General features: G+C 68.4%; 21 protein-coding genes. 11 read left to right on the top strand and 10 right to left on the bottom strand.

Annotated elements, in window-relative coordinates:
- Window positions 1-85: 85 nt before the first annotated feature.
- Complete coding sequence (locus BZZ08_RS27020; protein WP_104634836.1) at window positions 86-1,435, top strand: DNA cytosine methyltransferase; 1,350 nt, start codon at window positions 86-88, stop codon at window positions 1,433-1,435.
- On the opposite strand, the gene BZZ08_RS27015 is transcribed toward BZZ08_RS27020, so the two are convergent.
- From BZZ08_RS27015 to BZZ08_RS27000, 4 genes are read right to left on the bottom strand one after another with little or no spacing between them, the layout of a single operon-like run.
- Entirely contained in the window at window positions 1,361-1,828 is a 468-nt protein-coding gene (locus BZZ08_RS27015) for a very short patch repair endonuclease (protein ID WP_104634835.1), read from the bottom strand. The genes BZZ08_RS27020 and BZZ08_RS27015 overlap by 75 nt on opposite strands.
- 43 nt (window positions 1,829-1,871) lie before the next feature.
- Complete coding sequence (locus BZZ08_RS27010) at window positions 1,872-3,689, bottom strand: DEAD/DEAH box helicase (protein ID WP_104634834.1); 1,818 nt, start codon at window positions 3,687-3,689, stop codon at window positions 1,872-1,874.
- Window positions 3,686-5,104: a hypothetical protein gene (locus BZZ08_RS27005; protein WP_104634833.1), complete on the bottom strand. Its 1,419-nt coding sequence runs from the start codon at window positions 5,102-5,104 to the stop codon at window positions 3,686-3,688. Before BZZ08_RS27005 ends, BZZ08_RS27010 begins: the two co-directional genes overlap by 4 nt.
- Window positions 5,105-5,124: 20 nt before the next feature.
- Entirely contained in the window at window positions 5,125-5,829 is a 705-nt protein-coding gene (locus BZZ08_RS27000) for a hypothetical protein (RefSeq protein ID WP_104634832.1), read from the bottom strand.
- 311 nt (window positions 5,830-6,140) lie between these two features.
- Between BZZ08_RS27000 and BZZ08_RS26995 the strand changes: the two genes are divergently transcribed.
- Complete coding sequence (locus tag BZZ08_RS26995) at window positions 6,141-7,127, top strand: hypothetical protein (protein WP_104634831.1); 987 nt, start codon at window positions 6,141-6,143, stop codon at window positions 7,125-7,127.
- A 135-nt stretch (window positions 7,128-7,262) separates the two neighbouring features.
- On the opposite strand, the gene BZZ08_RS26990 is transcribed toward BZZ08_RS26995, so the two are convergent.
- Window positions 7,263-7,895: an ATP-binding protein gene (locus tag BZZ08_RS26990; protein WP_104634830.1), complete on the bottom strand. Its 633-nt coding sequence runs from the start codon at window positions 7,893-7,895 to the stop codon at window positions 7,263-7,265.
- A 218-nt stretch (window positions 7,896-8,113) separates the two neighbouring features.
- On the opposite strand from BZZ08_RS26990, the gene BZZ08_RS26985 reads away from it, so the two are divergent.
- Complete coding sequence (locus BZZ08_RS26985) at window positions 8,114-8,959, top strand: helix-turn-helix domain-containing protein (protein ID WP_104634829.1); 846 nt, start codon at window positions 8,114-8,116, stop codon at window positions 8,957-8,959.
- Window positions 8,960-9,160, top strand: a complete 201-nt coding sequence (locus BZZ08_RS26980) for a DUF397 domain-containing protein (protein ID WP_104634828.1) — start codon at window positions 8,960-8,962, stop codon at window positions 9,158-9,160. It abuts the gene before it with no gap.
- Between the two features lie 197 nt (window positions 9,161-9,357).
- On the opposite strand, the gene BZZ08_RS26975 is transcribed toward BZZ08_RS26980, so the two are convergent.
- A complete protein-coding gene (locus BZZ08_RS26975) occupies window positions 9,358-10,638 on the bottom strand; it encodes a hypothetical protein (protein WP_104634827.1) in 1,281 nt (426 codons plus the stop codon).
- 286 nt (window positions 10,639-10,924) lie between these two features.
- Entirely contained in the window at window positions 10,925-11,752 is an 828-nt protein-coding gene (locus BZZ08_RS26965) for a helix-turn-helix transcriptional regulator (RefSeq protein WP_104634826.1), read from the bottom strand.
- A gap of 163 nt (window positions 11,753-11,915) precedes the next feature.
- On the opposite strand from BZZ08_RS26965, the gene BZZ08_RS26960 reads away from it, so the two are divergent.
- Entirely contained in the window at window positions 11,916-12,323 is a 408-nt protein-coding gene (locus tag BZZ08_RS26960) for a nuclear transport factor 2 family protein (RefSeq protein WP_198601714.1), read from the top strand.
- A complete protein-coding gene (locus BZZ08_RS26955; protein ID WP_104634824.1) occupies window positions 12,323-13,222 on the top strand; it encodes an NAD(P)H-binding protein in 900 nt (299 codons plus the stop codon). The genes BZZ08_RS26960 and BZZ08_RS26955 overlap by 1 nt, the downstream gene beginning before the upstream one ends.
- Here BZZ08_RS26955 and BZZ08_RS26950 read toward each other — a convergent pair.
- Window positions 13,212-13,430: a hypothetical protein gene (locus BZZ08_RS26950; protein ID WP_241965576.1), complete on the bottom strand. Its 219-nt coding sequence runs from the start codon at window positions 13,428-13,430 to the stop codon at window positions 13,212-13,214. The genes BZZ08_RS26955 and BZZ08_RS26950 overlap by 11 nt on opposite strands.
- Before the next feature lie 96 nt (window positions 13,431-13,526).
- On the opposite strand from BZZ08_RS26950, the gene BZZ08_RS26945 reads away from it, so the two are divergent.
- On the top strand, window positions 13,527-14,114 hold the full coding sequence (locus tag BZZ08_RS26945; RefSeq protein WP_446750273.1) for a GNAT family N-acetyltransferase: 588 nt from the start codon (window positions 13,527-13,529) through the stop codon (window positions 14,112-14,114).
- A gap of 31 nt (window positions 14,115-14,145) precedes the next feature.
- Here BZZ08_RS26945 and BZZ08_RS26940 read toward each other — a convergent pair whose 3' ends face one another.
- Complete coding sequence (locus tag BZZ08_RS26940) at window positions 14,146-14,952, bottom strand: enoyl-CoA hydratase/isomerase family protein (protein WP_342211018.1); 807 nt, start codon at window positions 14,950-14,952, stop codon at window positions 14,146-14,148.
- 136 nt (window positions 14,953-15,088) lie between these two features.
- On the opposite strand from BZZ08_RS26940, the gene BZZ08_RS26935 reads away from it, so the two are divergent.
- The gene (locus BZZ08_RS26935) at window positions 15,089-15,481 is read left to right on the top strand and encodes a winged helix-turn-helix transcriptional regulator (RefSeq protein ID WP_104634821.1); all 393 of its coding nucleotides are present in this window, start codon (window positions 15,089-15,091) and stop codon (window positions 15,479-15,481) included.
- 150 nt (window positions 15,482-15,631) lie between these two features.
- Entirely contained in the window at window positions 15,632-18,064 is a 2,433-nt protein-coding gene (locus BZZ08_RS26930; RefSeq protein WP_241965575.1) for a hypothetical protein, read from the top strand.
- Between the two features lie 74 nt (window positions 18,065-18,138).
- Here BZZ08_RS26930 and BZZ08_RS26925 read toward each other — a convergent pair whose 3' ends face one another.
- Window positions 18,139-19,032: an SDR family oxidoreductase gene (locus BZZ08_RS26925; RefSeq protein ID WP_104634819.1), complete on the bottom strand. Its 894-nt coding sequence runs from the start codon at window positions 19,030-19,032 to the stop codon at window positions 18,139-18,141.
- Between the two features lie 112 nt (window positions 19,033-19,144).
- On the opposite strand from BZZ08_RS26925, the gene BZZ08_RS26920 reads away from it, so the two are divergent.
- Window positions 19,145-19,837: a TetR/AcrR family transcriptional regulator gene (locus tag BZZ08_RS26920; RefSeq protein WP_198601713.1), complete on the top strand. Its 693-nt coding sequence runs from the start codon at window positions 19,145-19,147 to the stop codon at window positions 19,835-19,837.
- A gap of 511 nt (window positions 19,838-20,348) precedes the next feature.
- The coding region (locus tag BZZ08_RS26915; protein WP_104634860.1) for an ATP-binding protein at window positions 20,349-21,509 on the top strand (1,161 nt) is incomplete at its 3' end.

Here is a 21,509-nt window from a genome sequence, read left to right as displayed (position 1 = left end):
CTCGACAAAAGTGCGAGACTCTTGATGTCGAGAGGCTGGGACATGATCATCGCCTCTCCCCGAACGACCACCTAGGAGGAGCGGCATGCCCCGCAGCGGCCAGACGCGACCGCGGTTCGCCTCGCCATTGACCTCGATCGAGATCTGCGCGGGCGCTGGGGGGCAAGCCGTCGGACTCCACAACGCTGGTTTTGATCACCGCGCCCTCGTTGAGTGGGACTCACACGCGGTGGAGACCTTGCGGGCCAACGTGGGTGGATGGCCTGGCTGGGATCAGCGCAAGGCTGACGAAATCCGGCCTATGGACGTCAAGGATTTCCTAGGCTCCGATGTCAGGAAGAACCTCGGCCTCAAGCCAGGCGAACTGGACTTGCTCGCCGGTGGAGTGCCATGCCCGCCCTTTTCCCTGGCCGGACACCGGCTTGGCCCAGACGATGAGCGTGACCTTTTTCCTGCAGCGCTTGATATCATCTCGGCTCTCCTGCCGAAAGCAGTGATGATTGAGAACGTCAGAGGGATCCTTGAACCTCCGGAGACTTTCATTGAGTACAGGAACTCAATTCTTGACACCCTGCGCGATCTCGGTTACCTAGTTCCCAACATTAACCAGAATCAGTCAGCAAGCGCCCAAGACGTAGCGATGCGAAAAGTTTGGCGGCGGCTTGACGCGAAGCACTTCGGAGTGCCGCAGCTTCGTCCGCGTGCGATTCTGGTGGCAATTCACCGCTCCGCGGTTAAGCCGGGAAGTGCGGGTTTCCGATGGCCGACTGGGATAAAAGGCGACGAAGTCACGGCTTTTGAAAAGCTTGAGAAGAGCATGCTTACGCGCTGCAAGGCGTTTTGGGACAAGAATGCCGAAGGCAAGCCTCCCCGTCCCGGTGAGCCGACCGGGAAAAGCGTGTTCGAGGCTTGGAAGAAGCAGATCACCCGGGCCTCAGCGGCGGGGAAGACTGTCGCCCCCACCCTCGTAGGCGGCTCCAGGAAGCACGGCGGGGCCGACCTGGGTCCCACTCGCGCCAAGCGCGCATGGGCGGAACTCGGAATCGACGGGATGGGTATCGCCAACGACCCAGAAGGCTGCGATCCGGAGCGCGACCTCTTCCGTCCTGCCGGTCCTATGCTCACCGTCGCCCAGGCAGCGGCCATCCAGGGCTTCCCAGAAGACTGGGCATTCCAAGGCCGTAAGACTGCCCGTTACCGCCAGGTGGGTAATGCCTTCCCGCCCCCGGTGGCCGAGGCCGTAGGACGCGCCATCGCCGCCGTTCTGCTTCCTGAATACGGCGACGCTCTCACCCGGGACTACGAGATGGAGCCAGCAGGATCGAGTCCGGTCGAGGACGTTCCGCAGCAACTGGAGATTTCAGTCGCCACAGGTCGTTCCTCCCGGACGCCGAGCCAAAACCGTCACGGCGATTTTATCGGCACAGGCGTCTGACGGCTCGTGCTCCCAGAAGCGGAGTACGAGCCAGCCAGCTTCCCGCAGCCTCTCGTCGGTATCCCGGTCCCTATTGACGTTACGAACGACCTTTTCCGACCAGTAACCGGAGTTGGTCTTCGGGGGGACGTAATGCTCAGGACAGCCATGCCAGTAGCAGCCGTCGATGAACACCGCGACCTTCACCGAACGGAAGACCATGTCCGCGGTCCGGCGAAGGTCAGGGAGCGGACGGGCAGCTACCCGGTACCTCAGCCCTGTGGCATGCACGAGCCGTCTGATCAGGATCTCCGGCTTCGTGTCACGGCTGCGGATCGCCTGCATGTTGCGGCGGCGGGCTGCTGAGGAAGCCCAGGAACCTTCCGGGGCCTCCCACTCGGCTTCGGGGGACACACCGCAGAGGGTAGTCCCGCCGGTCCCTCAGCACGCAGTCGCCTTAGCGACCTCCCATGTGGCTCAGCAGCGCCTCGATGTCGCTCGACGCAAGACCAGCCGCCACTGAAGGCTCCTCCTCAAGATCGGCGAGCTGCTGCACGGTGGGGTCGTCCAGGATGCGCCCCATGAATTCCAGCTTTCGTTCCAGGCTCGCTGCCACAACCTCGTCGACGGAGTTCCGCACCGCCAAGACTGTCACCCGGGTCTCCGTGCCGGGGGCGAGTCCGAGACGGTGGATCCGGTCCAGACTCTGCAGGAACCTCCCCGCCATGAAATCGCGGTCCACGTAGACCGCGTCATGGCAGACGTGGTGAAGGCTGATTCCCTCCCCCAGAGTGGCCGGGTTCGAGATGAGCACCATGCACGCGGGGTCCTCCCGGAACCGGCGAATCTGCTCCTCACGGTCAGGCGTACCGCCGTAAACGACAGCCGGGCTGTACTTCTCCAGCATGCGCTCCAGCGTCGTGAGACTTCTGACGAATGTCGTCCAGACCAGCGTCTTCCGGCCCTGGGCAGCGTTCTCCGCGATGATCGCCACGGCTTCCTTGTACTTGGGCGAAAGCTCGTAGTCGGGAAGGTTCTGCATGAGCGAGTACAGCGAACCTCCTTCGGGAATCTCCATGGGCGGCAGCTGATACGCCAGCGGTTCGTAGCGGCTGCCTCCTTCCAGAAGAAGGGCAGGGCTCGTGGCGGCCATGAGGAGGCGGAGCGCCGTCTTCCCGAGGGAACTCAAGTCCTCGCGCGCGGCGCCGTTCCGCTCGCCGCCCACGATGGCCGTGTAGATCTCGTCATGCAGCGGCGGCATGTCAACGAAGCGCAGCCCCAGTTGCACGGGTGGCAAGCCGAGTTCATGCTTCGTCGTGCGGGTGAACAGCGGACGGAGCACTGTGCTGGCGTGCGCGAGATCACCTCCGGCAACCGCCTGGACCACCGTGCGCTGGCCGTGGCCGGGCCAGACAAAACCCAGAAGGTTCTCAAGGTCTCGTGAACCGTTCGGAGCCGGCGTACCGGTGAGAATCAACCGCCGTGCTGCCAACGGCCCCAGCGCCATGCAGGCCGCCCCATACGTGCCTCGGGCACCGAGCTTCATCCGATGCGCCTCATCCAAGATAATCATGGAGGGTGCCGACTTGAGCCATCCAGCCAGCATGGGCAGTGACCGGTCAAGACGCTCGTAGTTCACCACGAGCACTTCAGCCCACTGATCCAGCGACCCGTCCAGAACATTGATGCGCAGCGGATGGATAAGACACGCTGCTGTCTCATAACGCCACGACTCGTAGGCCGACTTAGGGCACACGACCAGGAGACGTCTCACCCGGCCGGCTGCCTTCTGGGCGGCGTACACCGCGAGCGCGACCCGTGTCTTCCCGGCGCCGGGCACACTGAAGTTGGCACCGTGCTGGAGCGACAGGAGCTTCGCGATGTCCCGGCGCTGGAACTCGCTGAGTTCGCCCTTCCAGGTATCGCCGAGAAGTACGGACACGTCATCGGACGCGACCTCGCCGACCGTTTGCTGCCCTGCGAGCCGCTGCTGCACGGTGTGGGCATCTTGGACCACTCCGGATACCAGGTCGCGGAGGTCGTCCGCCCACTCCACACCGGCGGGATCTGACCAAGTGCCGAGCAAGCCGAGGTCCGCGAGCAGCTCGTCGAGAGAGACCGAGGCGCTCAGCGGGCCAAGCTGGCCGCCGGTACGAAAGCGGGCGGCCAGCTGTACGAGTTCCTGCTGGAACGATTCCGTGGTTCGCAGGACCACCCGGGTCCGAGTCTCATCGAAGCCGAGACGCAGCGACTTCTCGCTGACGGAATCCGTCACCGCGAACCCTCCGTCGTGACCGCTTCCAGTAGCCAGGCCACGCCGTCGCCCGGCTGGGGCAGTCCGCGACCAGCCTGCTGCGCGAGCTTGAGCAGGCTTCCCCGCAGCTTCACCACAGCGTCATCGAACGCCTCCTCGTCCAGGCTGCGGGACGTCCTTGCCTGCACCAGGTCGTTCACACACTGGTCGATGCTCGCGCAGGCTTCCGCCAGCCGGGCCGGGGCAAGCTGCTTGCGCTTGCGCAGCCGGGCGCTGCGGCCCGCCGCCTCGATCGCCTCGTCGAACGCCTTCTTCGTACTGTCCCAGGCGTCCTGCGCGGCGGCCTTCCGCTCGTCGCCGAGGTCCGAGGCTTCGTTCCTCACCACGGCGGCGGTGCGGAGGATCTCGTCGTTCATCGCCCGGGCCTCGGCGACGGCGGAGGAGGCGGCAGGCACCTCCAGGCCGAGACCAGGAATGGACACCGACTGCGGCTGCGCGGCCGTCGTACCGCCCATGGGCAACTGCTGCTCAAGCCCGGCCTTCAGGAAGTCCTCGTTGATGTGACGGACGTCCGTCTTGGAGAAGTCGAGCAGGATCGCGGCCAGGCGCAGCTCCTTCAGGACCTCGGCCTGGTCACGGTCCACCGTTTCCAGCTTCACGTACAGCCGGTGGAGCTCCTTGAGCCGCTCCTGCGCACCCTCCCAGTCCACCAGGCGCAACCCGTTGCCGCCGCCGGTGCGGCTACGCTCGTTCAGCTCCCGGATCGTGCTGAGGATCCACCGCTCCTGGTGGTAGGTGCGCACCTGGATCCGGAAGTCCTTAGCGATCTGCTCCGGCGTCCGGCCCAGTGCTGCCTGCTCCTCCATGGCGATGAGGCGGTTGATGTAGGAGTAGTCACGCCGATGGTCCTTGCGAAGCTGCAAGGACAGCTCTACGGCGTTGATGTCGGCCCACGTGAACGATGCCGGCAGTACGCCGACGCGCATCGACTGCGCGCCGAGTTCTCGAAGCGCGGCGGCCCGGGTGTTGCCATTGACCAGCACCCCGTGCCGGGTGACCAGCCCGGGGTCGTTCTGCCCGAACTGGTCAAGGCTGTCCTTCAGGCCATCGAAGTCCTTGTCCCGCACATTCGTGTTCTCAGGGTCCGCCTTGAGCAAGAACCCGAGGTAGTCCTGACTTTCCGCGGACCATGGGTCCTTGTCCAACGCCGCGTCCCGCTCGGCGTCGTGGCTACGCTGAGCCCGGATCCGGTGGGTGCTGGGGTTGTAGAAGAGGCTGCTGAGCGGCAAGTCGATCACTTCGACATGGGCCTGCTGCCCGTTCCAGTCGACGGTCACCGTCTCCCGGGTGCTGCCAGACGCCTTGACCTCCTCGACCTTCTTGCTGATCAGCTCGCTGAACTCGGCCGCCCGCGGCGGGGCCGGAAACTCGCGCATCGTCGTTATCCCGTCCTGTCTCAGTCGTCCGTACCGTCAAGAGCGTCTGCCACAGCCTTGCGGGAGTCCTCCGGCAGGGTCCGGTACATGCCCCACAACGCCTCCAGCGAGCTGTATGTGCGCTGGTCGTTCGTCACCCAGCCGCTCAGCACGCTCCGCTCGAGTGGAGCCAGCGACTCGATCCGGGAGAGCACGTCCGCCAGGTGCACGGCACGGTCCACCGTGCCCCGCCCGCACCGCTGACACTCGGTGACCAGCTGGTGGGTGACGCTGCCATCCACCAGCGTTACCTGCCGTCGAGCGACATTGAGCACCGCCTGCGTGACACCGTCCTCATACGCCTCGCCGGCCGCGATGCCACACGTGCGACACAGGTACCCGTCGGCCTGCATCACCTTCGCCCGCTGGGCGTTGGTGATGCTCGCCTTGTGAGTCGGGCCTTTCGCCTGGCCCGGTACCCACACGTCCTTACCTCGCCTCTTGAACCGGCGCTCCTGCGGAAGCAGTTCCGGATCTTCGCGGGCCGTCAAGATCTCCCACTCATAGTCGCGCAGATCGCGCATACGCCGGTCGATCTGCGCGACGTCCGGGAAATCCTCGCGCAGCTTGGCCACGGTGAACCTTTTACCCTCGCCGACGACCTGGATCAGCCAGAGAGCGGCGCGCGCCATACTCCCCAGCTTGTGGTTTCCGACACTGGTGTCCTGCCAAGACGGCAACGTCATGACTGTGGGTCCCCTCCCATAGAACACGCGAAAATTAGGCGGTCTGCCACATAGGGCACGAAATGACATGAACGCGCCATTCACGAAGCGCCGCTCGTGCCACCCCCCGTACCGCTGGCGGCTGACTCCTAAAGCGTGGCACATCGAAACTGCTTTGAACCCTCCCGGCGCAACTTGCGCACCAACTGGCAAGAGAAGAAACAGAAACCGCCAAGCGGTGAAGCGTTCCCCTCCGGCAGAATGACGAGCAGAGCCGCCGACTGGCGGCACTAAATGGCCGTTTCCGCCAAATATGCGGAGGTTCCTCACTCATGGCAGCACGACGCAACAGTCGCCGCCCGTTCGCGTGGACGGAGAAGGAACTCGACGAGGACGTCCTGCCGGACAGGCGGAAACTGGCAGAGGCATTGCAAACGGTCTGCCGACATCTGGTCGTCACGACTCAGGAGGGGCAGACGCCGACCCATCCCACACAGGCCCAGGCCGCCAAGTACCTGCACGTCAGCGAAACCACACTGACGCGATACCTTCAGGGCCAACGCGTCCCGCCGGAGAAGGGGGCCGCCGCCATCTTCGACACCGCCTGCAAGGATGCGGGGGGCAGCGAGAATGTCGGCATCACGAAGAGAACGTTCCTGGAGTTGCGCACGAAAGCCGAGCAGGAACGATGCGCCAACTGCTCACGGCAGAGGGACGCGGTACGTGCCGCTGGCCAGGAACTCCGGGCACTACAGGACAGCAATGAGCGGCTCGAACGGTCAGCGGCGGAACAGGCCCGGGAACTCGGGGAACTCCGCCAGCGCGCCGCCACACTGAAACAGGAAGCCCAGCGGGTGAAGGCCGCCCCGGTGATACCGGTGAGTGAAGCCGGCCCGCGAAAGGTCCGGGGTGCGGCACGTCCCGCAACTCTGTTGCCGGTCCCCCGCCGACAGGGGGACCGGCAACAGAGCAAGAACGGGGCTTCGGCAGCCCGCAAGGTCGGCCGCCGCGCTGAAGAGCTGCTCCGCGGCGGCCGGCCGGACAGCACTCTCGCGCTGCTGCGGCATACGGCAGAGGCCTGCACGCCCCTGGAAGTGGCCTTGCTCGTAGCGCTGCTACGGACCCAGGGGCAGAACGAACTGACCGACAACCTCGTGCACATCTATGCGCGCGACCGCAACGACCAGGACGTGGTGCGAGCCGCGCTAGTACTGCACGAGCAACGAGCCGTCGCTGACGCGGAAGCGCTGCTGCGTACGGCTGTCGCTCACCCGGGACCAGCAGCCTTCGGCGCGGAATGGGCCAGGCCGCCCAGGTGACCGCGGTCGGCCCCCGCCAGACCGCGCCAGGCCACAAGTAGGCGTTGGATTGACATGCGGTACGGACGAGCTACCAACGCGGGGGCGCCCATCACACGCCCGCCACCCATGCAGGGAAGCGGCCCAGCGAGGCCCTCAGGCCGCGAGACCCCCCTCAGCTTCGTAGTGCATCTGTGCCCGGTCCAGAACATCCTCCGGATCGAGACCACATGCGGCCGTCCAGTGCAGCAGGTCGGCGATCAACTCGACCGCGGATGCCTTCAGAGCGGCGTCGCGCAGCCGGCCCTCCTGAGCCATGCCGCTCAGAGCGCGGTAGTTCTCCAGCGCCGCCGTGGCCCGTACCAGCCGCCGGCACGTCCGTTCGGGTCCGAGTGCGACCTCGCACCATACTGATTTGCCGATCGACGTCAGAACCGTCCCCCAGCCCACCGTCACGGCGGCGAGCAAATGCAGGCCGCGCCCGCATTCGTCGTCGCGGTCGGCTGCTGACAGCGACGGCACCGAGTGGCTCTTGTCGTGGACTTCCACACGCAGCCGCTCGCCTGCCCACTCCAGCACCAAAGTGGCGGCCGTGCCCTCACCCACGTGCTTGATGACGTTCGTCGCCAGCTCCGTGACCACCAGCCCGGTCTCCTCCACGGCATGAGGCATGCCCCACCGCCCCAACTGCGCCGCAGTGGCTTGCCGCAGTAGCCGCACCTCGGCCGGCACCGCCCTGAAGGGCAGAACGGATCGATGTCGGTGTTCCCTGACTCTGTTGACTGGCATGCGACTCCTCCCTCTCAAGCCACGCACATGCTGCGCCCACCGTGTCCGTCCGGCTGCGTTGCGTAGCGCTCCGTAAAGGGAGAATGACACAGAGAAGTCTCTCTATGTAACTTCTCATCAGAATCCATCGGGTGAATCTGATGGTGGCAGGCCCCCTCGCTGCCTAGCCTGATCACGCCCGGAGCGAACGCCCGGCGCACGCGCAGAAGGAAGTCCGCATGACCGTGAGGGCCACCACTCGCCGCCGCCAACTGGGCGCGATGCTCAGAAAATTGCGCGCCAACAAGGGCCTTACCCTAGAGGAGGCCGGCCGACTTGTCGGGGTGTCCAAGGCCACGGTGAGCCGCTACGAGACGCAGGCAGGTCCAGTGAAGTGGATCGTGGTCGATGCGCTGTGCCGTGAGTACGGGGCTGCCGACCCCGAGCGCGAAGCTGTCCTACGGCTGGCCAAGGACGCCAAGCAGCAGGGCTGGTGGAGCTCGTTCGCCGACTCCATCCCGGAGAGCATGAACCTGCTGCTTACCCTTGAGGACGAGGCGGTACGCGAGAATCACTTCTCCTGCGTCTACGTCCCCGGCCTCCTTCAGACACGTGCCTACAGCACCGCCCTTCAGCGGGCCAACGAAGTTCCCTTGTCACCGGATGAGATCGAACGGCTCGTGGACATCCGCATGAAGCGGCAGGAGATCCTCACTCGTCCGAAGCCGCTGCGCCTGTGGGCGATCATCGACGAGTCCGTCATCCGTCGTGTCGTCGGGTCACCTCAAACGATGAAGGAGCAGCTGGACCGGCTGCTCGCGGCGAACGACTCGCCTCACACCACGCTCCAGGTACTCCCTTTCTCGAAGGGCGCCCATGCCGCGGCCCTCGGAAGCTTCGTCATGATTGGCGGGGCTGAGCCGGCGCTCGATGTCGTATACGTCGACTTCCACACCGGTTCCCTCTTCCTGGAGAAGGACGAGGAACTGGAGCGCTACCGGCTTGCGTTCGAGTACCTGCGCGCACAAGCGTTGGACATGGAAGCTTCGTCCGCCCTGATCCATCGCGTCCGCAAGGAGCTGTGAATGTCCCTCGCTCGCCAGGTTGCCTCCGACCTTGCGTGGTTCAAGTCGTCGTACAGCGGTGGCAACGCCACCGAGTGCGTCGAGTGCGCCTACGCCCCTTCGAGGACTCTGATACGCGATTCGAAGCGCGCGGATGGTCTTGTCCTATCCGTCGACACCGAGGCTTGGCGTCGCTTCATCGACGCGTTGCATCAGAGGTAACGAGCCTTGAGAGGTCAGACTCGTAGAAGTTCGTGCAAGTAACTGGCGCGCGGTGCTACGGCCGCGCAAGCCTGGTCGCCCGACGGACATCAATGCCACTGGAAGGGCCATCATGGCGATGCACCGCCTGGGCAAGGACCCTGAGACTAACAACCGCCGGGCGGCCCCGTGCGGAGCCGCCCGCGGGGCGCGGGCCGTCAGACTCCGGTCAGGGCGAACGTGCCCGTGCCGTCCTGCCTGCCGGTGGAGTACTGGCGTATGAACTCACCGTCGGCGTACCGGTCGTAGCCCATCATGGAACCGGTGTACTTGTTCTGCACGCCGATCTTCGAGCTGCCGGGTACGTCGCGGTAGATGTAGAACCGCTGGAGGTCGTCCTCCGCGCAGGAGGCCGTCATCAGGACCGCTCGGTCGGTGGCAGCGTTCTCCGGGGCGATGGTCGCGCATCCGCCGTTGCCCCAGTTCCACAGGGATGCCTCAAGGACCCCGTCCTGCTCCGTCACGTCGCACAGGCGCCAGTTGTCCAGGTGGGCGCTGAAGATCGTCGAGGGCCGCAGCCGGACACCGTCGTCCGCCAGCAGCGGCGCACCCCAGGACAGGGGCTTGCCGGGTACGGCGATCTTGTAGGCCGCGGTCGAGCAGTCGAGGGCGGCGCGCGCACTGTGCTCGGTGGTCCTGGGCTGTGCGGCGACGGAGGGGCCGCCGGTGGGAGCCGGGCCGGGGGCGGGGCGGGCCTGCTTCTGCTGCGCCGTCGGCGCCACCGCACCCGCCCGGTGGTCTGTCGACGCGGCGGCGGAGCCGCAGTCGAGGAGGGCTTGTGCCTTGGCCATGATGCTGTCGGCGGGCACGCTGTCCTGGCAGCGCACCGCGCCTTCCTCAAGGGTGGTGAAGGTGGTGAAGCTGCCGCTGCCGGGCCCCTCGGTCCACTTCAGCGCCCAGCTTCCGTCGTCCTGTTGGGCGCGGTTGCAGTTGAGGCTTCCGTATGTGCCGGTGACCTTCTTGGTGCCCTTGTAGAAGCCGTAGTAGCCCGGCTGGGTCAAGTTCCAGGTGACCGAGTTCGACTCCTTGCTGGTGGAGGTGTACTCGAGCTTCACGTCCAGACCGACGGCCGCCTTGACGTTGCTGAGCGCCTCGACCGCGAAACTGGTCTCGATCGTGTCGTTGAGGCCGACGGAGACCGCGATGACCGTCGTGGTGTCGGTGCTGACGGTCTGCTGGCCGGTGGTGCCCTCGGTGACGTACCAGCCCTTGAAGTGGGTGATCGTCGGCGACACTTCCGTGGTCTTGATGTACGGGTGCCGGGTGCCGAGGTCGGCCGCCGTGCAGGCGTCGCCGGGCCGGGGCGCCGTCGTTTCAGTGGGTGCCGCGGCGGCCGGTGAGGCGGCGAGGCTCAGGGCGGTGACCGCCCCGGCGGCCGCGGTGGCGGTCGTCGCCATGAGTAATCCGCCGACGCGACGGACGGGTCCTGTGGAGCGCATCGTTGTCGGTTCCCCCCTGGTCGTGTGGGTCATGTCGGGGGTGAATGTAACGGCCACACGGAGGGGTGGCGTGAGGGCCGAACTGGCCACAGATCACCACGGAGGGGCCTATTCCGCCCCTGGTGACCAGGGAGCGGACCGCACGTGCGGGACGCTGCGCCGGTCACGGCCCTCTGGCGGCCCGCCGGCCGCCTTGCCCACGACCACGCCCACGCCACGTCACGCCACGACGCCACGACGCCACGACGCCACGACGCCACGACGGGGACGATCGCCCATGCAGAGGTCAAAGGCTCTTCAACGCAGTGGCGCTGGGGCTGCCGGCTTCTGCCGTGTACATCACGAGGGAGAAACCCGAGCCGGGCAGACCGAGAGTGTGCCGGTCGATTTCCAGCTCGCCCAGTGTGGGGTGATGGAGGTTCTTTCGCACGCTGGGTATGGGGCGCACAGCGTGATTTCGCCAGCTGCTCGCGAAATCCGGGTCGTGGGTCGCGAACTCGTTGATCAGCTCTGCGAGCACGTTGTCCGAGGGGTGCAGAACGCTGGCCGCGCGCAATTGAGCGGCTATCTGCTGGGAGAACCCGGGCTCCGAACCGGCGGCGGCGTTGCAGAGGGTGTCACGGAACCTCGTTGAGATGCGCGTGAGGTTGCGCTCGTCGGGTGTGAGCCGAGAGAAGTCCGTGATCAGAGCTGCGGCTGCCGCGTTCCAGGCGACGATGTCCTGCCGGTCGTTGACGACGTAGGCAGGGATGCCGTCGAGTCGGACGAGCAACTGTCGGGCGTCCACGGGTACGTCCTCCGGTGCGCCGTCGTTCTCCGTCGGCAGTACTTGTCCGGCCAGGCGGGCCAGATGGTCGCGCTCTGCTTCCGTGAGCTGGAGAGCCGTCGCCAGCGCGGACAGCACCTGGGGCGAGGGCCGGGGTGCCCGCGCCCGTTCCAGTCGTTCGTAGTAGCTCACCGACACCTGCGCCAGGGCGGCCACCTCTTCGCGTCGCAGGCCGGGTGTGCGACGGGCGCGTCGGCCGGGTGGAAGTGCCGCTTCGGCCCGCACGTCTTCTGGTCGCAGGCTCTCGCGGCGCCGGCGGAGAAAATCTGCGAGTTCCTGGCTGCTCACTGTTCCATGCTGCCACGGGAGGCGATGGCCGAGCCTCGCACTGCCGGTCCGGGGCTTGGCCGGCCGTTCCACGCCCACGAGTCTGCTGTGCATGGTGGCGTGGTCGATTTGCTGACCACGAGGAGAAACGGTGACCAGAACCCCTGAGGAGATCTTTCGCCGCATGATCGATCTGATGCTGGCCAAGGACATGAATGCCGTGGCAGAGCTGTGGGCACCTGACGGAATTGCCGAATTCCCGTTTGTGGCCGGGAGCTCCCCCCGTGTGCTGCGCGGACGTGAGGAGGTACGTGCCTACCTTGCCCACTATCCGGATCTGATGGACATGAAGGAGGTGGCCGCGCTGACCGTGCGGCCAACGGATCAAGCGGACACCGTCGTGGTGGAGTGGACGGCGACCGGCCTCACCGTGGCCACTTCCCAGCCCTACCGCCTCGACTACGTCGTGGTTCTCACGGTCCGCGACGGGCTGATAGCTCTGTACCGGGATTACTGGAGCCCGCTGTCGGCGGCCGCCGCTGCCAGCGGTCTCGCCGGACTGATCGACTCGTTCGAACGGAAGAACTCCTGATGTCCGGAGTGCTCGTGACCGGAGGGACCGGCAAGACGGGCAAGGCGCTGGTTCGGGTGCTCCGCAGCGCCGGTGTGCGGACACGGGCCGCCAGCCGGAACCCGGCCGCGGCTGATCCCGACGCAGTCCGCTTCGACTGGAACGACCCGACCACATTCGGTCCCGCGCTCGACGGGACGGACCGGGTCTTCCTGCTTCCGCCGGTGGAGAGTGTGGACCCGCTGCCGCTGGTCGAGCCCTTCCTGCAACAGGCGCAGCGGGCCGGTATCCAGCGCCTCGTGATGCTCGGCTCCGCCATTGTGCTGCCGAACGCACCCGGCGCTGCGGAGATGGCCGCTCGGGTTCGGGCTAGGCCCGGAGGTGTCGTACTGCGCGCATCCGGCTTCATGCAGAACTTTCTGCGCCCGCACCCACTGGCCGAGCACATCCATGGGCACGGTGAGATCCGCACCGCTGCCGGTGACGGCAGACTGGGGTGGGTCGACGCGCGGGACATCGCGGCCGGCGCTGCCGCGCTGCTGGCCGACCTCAGGGTGGACGCTCGAAACGACTACCTGATCACCGGGCCGCACGGGATGAGCTATCCACAGGCCGCGCAGATCATCACCGCGCGGACCGGCCGACGGGTTCGGGTGGAGCCCATTACGGAGGAGGAACAGGCTGCCGCCTACCGTGCCTCCGGAATGCCGGCCGAGTTCGCTGCCGCCCTTGCCGCCGTCGAGCGCGGAATCAAGGAGGGACGCGAAGACCAGGTCAGCACCGCGGTGCTCGAACTGACCGGCCGTCCGCCGCGTACCTTCGCCGAATTCGTCGCTGACCACGCGTACGAGTGGACTCATCGACCGCGTGCCTGTGCCGCCTCCTCTTTGCCGAACCGAAGCGGGGCAGCTACCACTTGACCTGACGGAACTCCATGGTGCGGAAGGTCGTGATGTCCATCGCGCAACTCCACAAGGCGTGCCGCCGCTGCTCGGTACGGCGACAGGTCTTGCCGAAACCGTTGTCGAGGACCTCGGTCCAGCCGTCGTCCTGTCCGTAGGGTGCGGACAGCCGTTCCTTGCACCGCGACGCGTTTTCTTCGGACTCAGCCGGGGTCTGGTAGATCACCTCGTGCAGCCGGCCGGGCCTCGGGCGAGGACCTGGGAAGTGCCGGGGCGGAAATTCGGTGTCCCGTCCGCCCCGTAGGGACACAGGATGACGGCCATGACTCTGACCACCCCCGCTCTGACCACCCCCGCCCTGGACACCGGTCGCCTGCGACTGCGGCCCTTCACGGAAGCCGATGCGAACTTCCTCCACGCCATGCACAGCAGCGCGCACGTGATGCGCTACTGGGACTCCCCGCCGTGGACCGACCGGGCCCGCGCCGACCGCTTCCTCTCGGTGTGCCGGACGATGGCGGAGGAGGGCACCGGCGTGCGGGTGGCCGTCGAGCGGGCTTCCGACGGGGCGTTCGTCGGCTGGGTCTGCCTGGTCGAGTGGAACCCGGTCTACCGCAGCGCGTCGCTGGGTTACTGCCTCGACGAGGCGATGTGGGGCCGCGGTTACGCGACGGAGGCCGCGCACGCCCTGCTGCGGTGGGCGTTCGACACGCTGGACCTGAACCGGGTGCAGGCCGAGGCCGACACGCGCAATGCGGCGTCCGCCCGGGTGCTGGAGAAGGTCGGGTTCGTGCGCGAGGGGACGCTGCGGGAGGACTGCGTCGTCAACGGCGAGGTGTCCGACTCCTGGGTGTTCGGGCTGCTCAGGCGGGAGTGGCGGCCGTCGGCCGGGCCCGCCCCGGCCCGCTGAGCGGACCTCCGGTTCCCCCGCGGCGGCCTCCTCACGGGCGCAGTGCTCTGCGCATGAGTCCCTCCAGGTCGCGTTCACCGTCGGGGGTCTGCGCCCCGTCGCGCAGTCCTCGGCCGATCAGTTGCCGTACGGCGGGCAGGGCGATCCGGGCGGCCCAGGCCTCGTTCTCGCGGGAGAGTCCGTCCGTGCGGTGTTCGGCGGGCAACGCCCTCTTGGCCGCTTCGACCACGCCCTCGGGCAGGGCGGCGATGTCGCGGGCGACGCGGTCGACGTACGCGTCGAGCCGGTCGGCCGGCAGCGCCCGGTTGATCCAGCCGTAGGACGCCGCGGTCTCGGCGTCGAAGAGGTCCGCGGTGAGTACCGCCTCCAGCGCCCGGTTGCGGCCCACGCGCTCACGGAGGTACTGCGTCCCTCCGCCGCCGGGGACGATGCCCATGAGCGCCTCGATCTGGCCGATGCCGGCGGTCTCGACGGCGGCGAAGGCCATGTCCGCCGCGGCGACGAACTCCGCCCCGCCTCCGCGGGCCTTCCCGGCGAGCTTGACGATGGTCACCTGGGGCTGCCGGCGCAGGAGCTCGCCCAGCGCCTGGAAGACGTTGACGTCCGGCGGCGCCGACGCGGCCAGCTCCTCCAGTACGTCCATGTGCTCCGCGATGCGCATGTCCACGTGGGCGAGGAAGAACTCCGGGTCGGCGCTGGAGAAGACGACGGCCCGGATCGACGCATCGTCCCTGAAGTCGTCCAGCACCGTGCGCAGTTCGCGCATCATCGTCGCGTCGAGCACGTTGACCGGCGGGTTGTCGAGGACGATCCGGGCGACGCCGCCTTCGACGTCCACACGCAGGGTCGTATGTCCAGGGGTGTTCAAGAGGCTCTCCATCGGTTACCGAGAGATGTGTAGGTTTGCGATGCATACCTACCGTCGGCGAGGCCTTCGGGACCGTCAAGAACGCACTTCGGGAGAACCAAGGATCATGAGGGATACCGATCCGTACGGCGTCGGCGCGGGCACATCCGTCGTTTTCCGGGCGGACTGCCCCAGCCGGCCGATCCTCGACCAGATCGCGGACAAGTGGTCGATGATGGTGATGGCGCTGCTGGAGCGGCCGATGCGGTTCAACGAGCTGAAACGCCGCCTGGAAGGCGTGACGCAGCGCGTCCTCACCCAGACACTGCGCCGGCTGGAGCGGAACGGAATGATCCGGCGCAAGGTGCTGCCGACCTCGCCGGTCGGTGTCGAGTACTCGCTCACGGCGCTGGGCGAATCCCTGCGCGAGCCGTTCGGGCAGCTGTACCGCTGGACCGTCGAGCACGGCGAGGAGATCCAGAACTGCCGACGGGCGTACGACGGCAGGACCGGCGCGTAGGAAGGGGCCCGTCGAAGCCGCCGACCGGGGACGCCTCTCGGTGTACGCGTTCCGCACGTGTCCCTGAAGTGTTTCCCCGCCACACCCCTTCTGTTCGCCGTGCCTGGCTACCTTCGCGTGGCCCGGTCCGGCAGCAGGAGAGGTATGTCCATGAGCGCCCCTGTCCAGCGCACCTCCGAACGGCCTTCCGCGGCCGCCCTGGCAGCGGCCCGGCAGCGGCGGGAGGAAGGGCGGACAGGCGGCGGCTCGTCCGGGTCCGGGACCTCGGCGGAACAGGCGTTACTCGGGCTCCAGTCCAGCATCGGGAACCAGGCGGCGGCCGCCACGGTGCAGCGCGCCAGGGGCAGGACGCTGGAACGGGCCCCGGGAACCGGCGCCGCCCGCCCCGGCTCGGCGCCCGGCGCCCGGCGCGACCCCGCCGGTCCCGCCCGGCGCGGCTCCGAGTCCGGCGCCCACGGCATGGAAGCCGACCCCGCCCTCCGGGAACAGGCCACCGCCGCCAGGCGCGCCGCCGAGGAGAAGGCGGCAGCCGAAGAAGCAGCAGAAGTACGACGCCGGGTGCGCGCGGGGGGAGAAGCGGCGGCGGCCACTGCGCGGAACCGCAACACGGCGAAAAGGGCGGCGCGCGAAGCAGCGGCGAAGGGGGCACGTCTCCTCGAAGAGGCGGAAGCAGCCGCAGCGCAGGCGGCGGAGACAGAGCGACGGCGTCGCGCGGGGGCGGAAGCGGCGGCGGCCAAGGCGCGGGAGCGCATCGCGGCAGCCGCGGCGGCAGCGGCGGAAGAAGACCGGCTGCGCCGTGAAGCGGAAGCAGCCGCCGAAGCGGATCGGCGGCGCCGCCTCGAAGAAGAAGCACGTCCGGCCGTCGTGGCGGAACCACACACCGCCGTCGAAGAGGAAGAGGCGGCAGCGGCACGTACCCCTGTCGAAGAGGAGGAAGAGGCACGCACCGCCGTCGAGGAGGTCACGCTCACGCCCGAGGAACGCGCGGCCAGGGACGCACGCCTCGCCGACCTCGCGGCCCGCTTCACCTCGTCGGGCCGCACGCGACGCGGCTCGGACCTCGACCTTCGGCCCGCCCCCGCCGACCTCACCCGACGTGGCTCCGACTCCGGCATCCGGTACACGGACGTCGGCACCGCTCCCTCGGAACACACCGACCCGGCCACGGACGACGCACGCGCCGCCGCCGATGCCAGGGCGGAGGCCAGGAGTGATCGCCTGAAGGCGGTCGCCGAGAACGCGGATCAAGGGAAGAAGCTCCTCGAACCCGGGGACACCCTGGGCAAGGGCGTCCAGGCTCCCACCGCCGCCGGTCTCGGCCAGGAGGCCACCGAAGCGGCGGCCGCCGCCCCGAAGAACGACACCGCCGCCGCCGCGAACGCTTCCGCCCTGAAGCACGACGCCTCCGCCACGGGGGTCTCCGGCGCCTCGCTGAGCGCCGTCACGGAACTCCTCTCCTTCGGGGCCAGCGTCGCGGATTCGTTCAGGAACCTGAGGACGGCCCTGGACAAGGGGAGCGGGGCCGGCTACCACAACGCTCACAAAAAGGGCAAGACCAAGGCGACCGACGCGGGCGTCAGCGTCGCCAGTACGGGCGCCAACGCCGGCACCATCGCGAAGGAGGCGGTCAAGCTCCAGGGCGTGGCCAGCACCGCGGCCTCCGCCGAGGCGAGCGGCGTGCTCAGCGGTGTCGCCGGTGTGGCCAAGAGCGTCCGGGCCGCTTTCAAGTCCAAGGGTGCGATCGAGAAGATCCGCGGTCTGAGCCAGCTCCAGAAGGCCAACACCGCCCACTCCAAACGGCTGCTCCGGCTGGAAGCCGAGGCCAATACCGCCGAGCTCAACGCCCGTTTCGCCCGCGAAGCCGTAGAGCGGGCGAGGAACGACCGCGAAGGCCGTACGGAGGAGGAGTGGGCGGCGGGCATCAGGGCCGCCGGGGCCGCATACGAGGAGGTGGCGCTGATCGAGGCCCGGGCCAAGGCCGACTTCCTCAGTAACGCGCGGGACCTGGAGGACCTGAACTTCGCCACGAATCTCGCGAAGAGCAGGAAGGTCAGCCAGGCGGCCAAGGAAATGGGGGGCGGCGTCATGGGCGAGGGCCTCAAGGGAGCGGGCGGCATCGCCACCGTGGCCATCGTCGCCACCGGGGCGCTGGCGTCCAACCCGGCGGGCTGGATCACTGCCGCGGTAGGGGCGGGCCTCGTCCTCACTACCGCCGCCTACAAGGGAGGCAGTGCGGCCTACGGACGATTCCAAGAGGCCCACCACCCCGAGCTGTACACGCCGGAGGGCGAGCCGATACCGACGGCCAAGGGCTCCGGGGATTCGCTGCTGCACGCCATGAAGTTCTGGAAGAAGATCACGAGGTACAAGCGCCAGCTGGCGGCGCACAAGATCTACAACATGGTCTCGCGTGAGGGCACCGATCCCGCTCTGCGCGCCTCCGCCCTGCAATTGCTGACCTTGATCAAGGCCGGTCACACGGACCACAAGATGGAACGGGACGAGTGGGAGGAAAGCCTCAGGCAACCGGCGAAGAAGGCTGACTGGATCAAGGAGATCACAGACCAGCTCGCCTCCAGTTGATGACGCGGCGGGGCGGGAGCAGGGGGAAGCAGGCGATACAGGCCCCCTGCGTCCGCCCTGCGGAACCGGCCCGCTCAGCCGTCGGACGGATGCTCGCCCGGCGCCTCCCGCAGCGTCTCCCCCAGCACCTCCCGCATCCCGACCGGCTCCCGGCCCAGCAGCGCGGCCAGCGTCGGGTCGGCCGTGGCGAACTCACCGGCGCGGGCGGCGGTGAAGATGCCCAGGACCTGGTCGGCGTTGTGCGCGGGGACGCCCTGGGCCACCAACTGCTCGCGGAAGACGGCCTCGGGTGCGGTGCTCCGCGTGAACTTCCGGCCCGTCACCTCGGACGCCAGGGCCGCGACGGCGTCGAAGGTCAGCGCCCGCGATGCGGTGAGGGGCGGGGTGGGGCCCTCGAAGCGGCCCTCGTCGGCGAGTACGGCGGCGGTGGCCTCGGCGAGGTCGGCGTGCGTGGTCCAGGCGACCGGGCCGTCCGCGGGGAGCAGGATCTCGCCGGTCTCCCGTGCGTGGTCGAGGAAGCGCGTCGCGCTGGCGGCGTAGAAGCCGTTGCGCAGTGAGGTGAAGGGGACTCCGCAGCCGCGCAGGATCTCCTCGGTGGCGGCGTGGTCGCGGCAGGCCTGGAAGTGGGACGCCGCACCGGCACCCATCTGGCTGGTGTAGAGGACGCGGCGGGTGCCCGCCGTGACGGCCGCCTCGATCGCGGTGCGGTGCTGCTTGACGCACTCCTCGCCCATTTTGTCCACGGAGACGACGAGGACCTGGGAGGCGCCCTCGAAGGCGTGGGCGAGGCTCTCGGCGTCCGCGAAGTCGCCCCTCCGTACCCGCACCCCCTGGTCGGCGAAGGCCCGCGCCCGGGGATGGTCCGGGTCGCGGACGCTGACGCCGATCTGTTCCGCCGGCCCGCGGGTGAGCAGGTGCTCGACGATCCGACGGCCCAGCTGTCCGGTGGCTCCGGTCACGATGATCATGGTTCGCTCCTGCGGTCGCGGCCACTGGCATGTTTCCAGTGAAACCATTTCTACAGTAACAGCGATATTCACGATGGCAACACGACTTCGATATCCGCGGTATCGTCGTTGCATGTCCTCTCGTTCCGACCAGACCCGGCAGCGGGTCATCGAGGCCGCCATCGGCCTGCTGACGCGCGGCGGCCGCGACGCCGTCACCACGCGGGCGGTCGCCGAGGCGGCGGGACTGCAACCGCCGGCCATCTACCGGCTGTTCGGCGACAAGGACGGGCTGCTGGACGCGGTCGCCGAGTACGGCTTCGCGAGCTTCCTCGCCACCAAGCACGTCGACCCCGACCCGCAGGACCCCATCGAGGACCTGCGGGACGGCTGGAACCTCGGGGTCGAGTTCGGTCTGGCCAATCCCGCGCTGTACACGCTGATGTACACCGAACCCGCGCGGACGGATTCGGCCGCCTTCAAGGCCGGCATGGAGATCCTCATGGGCCGCATGCGGCGGCTCGCCGCCGGCGGATGGCTCCGCGTGGACGAGGAGCTGGCGGCCCAGATCATCCACGCCACGGCGCGCGGCGCGGTGCTCACCTGGCTGTCCCTGCCCGCGGACCGGCGCGACCCGGCCCTGTTCACCACCCTGCGCGAGTCCATGGTCGCCGCCGTCACCCACGAGCGCCCGGCCGTGCGGGACGCCGGTCCGGCGGGCGCCGCCCGCGCGCTGCGCGCCACCCTCCCCGAGCAGACGGCGCTCAGCGAGGCGGAGCAGCGGCTGCTCGGCGAGTGGCTGAAGCGCCTCGCCGACGGCGACTGAGCCTCCGCCGGGGCGCCCGACCGGCCTCTACCAGCGCACCGCCCGCTGATCCAACTCCGTTTTCAGCCAAACGAGTTCGGGCGTCATCCGTGCATTTTTCGCGTCAAACCCCCGACGGTGCCGGGTCGTGCTCACGAGGCCGACACCACGCATGAGCACAACGTGAGCACAAGCGGTATGGTCCCTTTCCGTACGTCGAACGCCGGTCGCGGATACGGGAGTTCGAGGCGCCTCGGGACGCGCGGTCCCGTTCCGTCTCGAGTCCGCGTCGTCGGCGCCCCCCTGCTCGTACCGGCCCTCGCGTGTTCCTGGGAGATCCATGTCGTGCGCCTTCGCCGTCGTCCGCGTCGCTGCTGACTCCGCAGCGCGGGGTGGCCGTGGGAGACACCGGTCCGCTCCGGCCTGTTGAGAGCCCGGTCGTCATCGGGCCGGCCGGCGCCCCCGCCCCTGCGCGCCGTCCCGCCTCGGCCACCCTCGCCCACACCGACGGCTTCCGATCCGTGAGGACCTGATGACTGAACTGATAGTGACCGCCACCGCCGTGCTGGCGGTGGCCGGAGTCGGGGCCGCGTGGTACTTCCGGCGCAAGGGCGAGCAGGCCCGGCGCCGGGCCGAGCAGCTGCGCGAGCACGCCGACCGGCTCACCCTGCAACTCGTCGCGGCCGAGCAGTGCGTGGGACACCTCGCGACCACCGTGATCCCGGCGGCGGCGAAGGCCGGGCCCGGCGGCCCGGGCCCCGAGGCAGCGCTGCTCGTACCGGCGCAGCTCGACGGGACACCGCTCGCCGAGCGGCTGCGTGCCGTACCCGGCGCGGTGGCCTCGGCGGTGGGGGACGTACGGGCGCGGGAGCGGGCGGCCGTCGAACAGGCCGCGGCCCACGCCGCCGACCAGGTACGGCAGGACACCGAGCGGCAGATCGCCCAGGTACGGCGCGAGTCCGTCGGCGTGGCCCGGGCCGCCGTGCGCGGCTTCGCCAACAACATCGTGGCCCGCTCGGCGCGACTGGGCCGGGCCGTCAGCCAGGGCGTACGGCGGCACATCTCGGACGAGGCGTACGCGACGCTGGTGGAGATCGACCACCTCGCGCAGCAGATGCTGCTCACCGCGTCGGGGTACTCCGTGCTCGCCGGGGACAAGCTGTCCCGGCGCTGGCCCGCCACCACGTTGACCGACATCGTGCGCGCGGCCATGGGCCGGATCGAGGGGTACGAGCGGATCAAGCACCCCGAGATGGGCTCCGTGGTGGTCGAGGGCCGCGCCGTGGAGGCGGTCGTGCACGCCCTCGCCGTACTGCTGGACAACGCGCTGCGCTACTCGCCGCCCGCCGCCAGTGTCCACGTCTCGCTGGAGCAGGGGCACCACGCCTGCTTCCTGATCGTGGACGACGCCGGGCTGCGCATGGACGACGAGCGGCTGCTGTGGGCCAGCGACGTGATGTCGGGCGAACAGCGTGACGACATCACGCGCCTGGGCGCCCACCCCCAGACCGGGTTGCGGGTCGCGTCCCTGCTGGCCGAGAACTACGGCTTCCGCGTCGAGCTGACCGCGCCGAACATCTACCAGGGGACCCGGGCCATGGTCGTCCTGCCGAAGAACCTGATCGTCGACCCGGGGGCCGCCCAGCCGGTGCCGCAGGCCGCGTCCCGGCCCATCGCGCCCCCCGCGCCCGCC

Origin of the sequence: Streptomyces sp. MH60, from assembly GCF_002939385.1 — a bacterium.
Lineage (GTDB): Bacteria > Actinomycetota > Actinomycetes > Streptomycetales > Streptomycetaceae > Streptomyces.
This window is presented reverse-complemented; position numbering and strand designations above follow the sequence as displayed.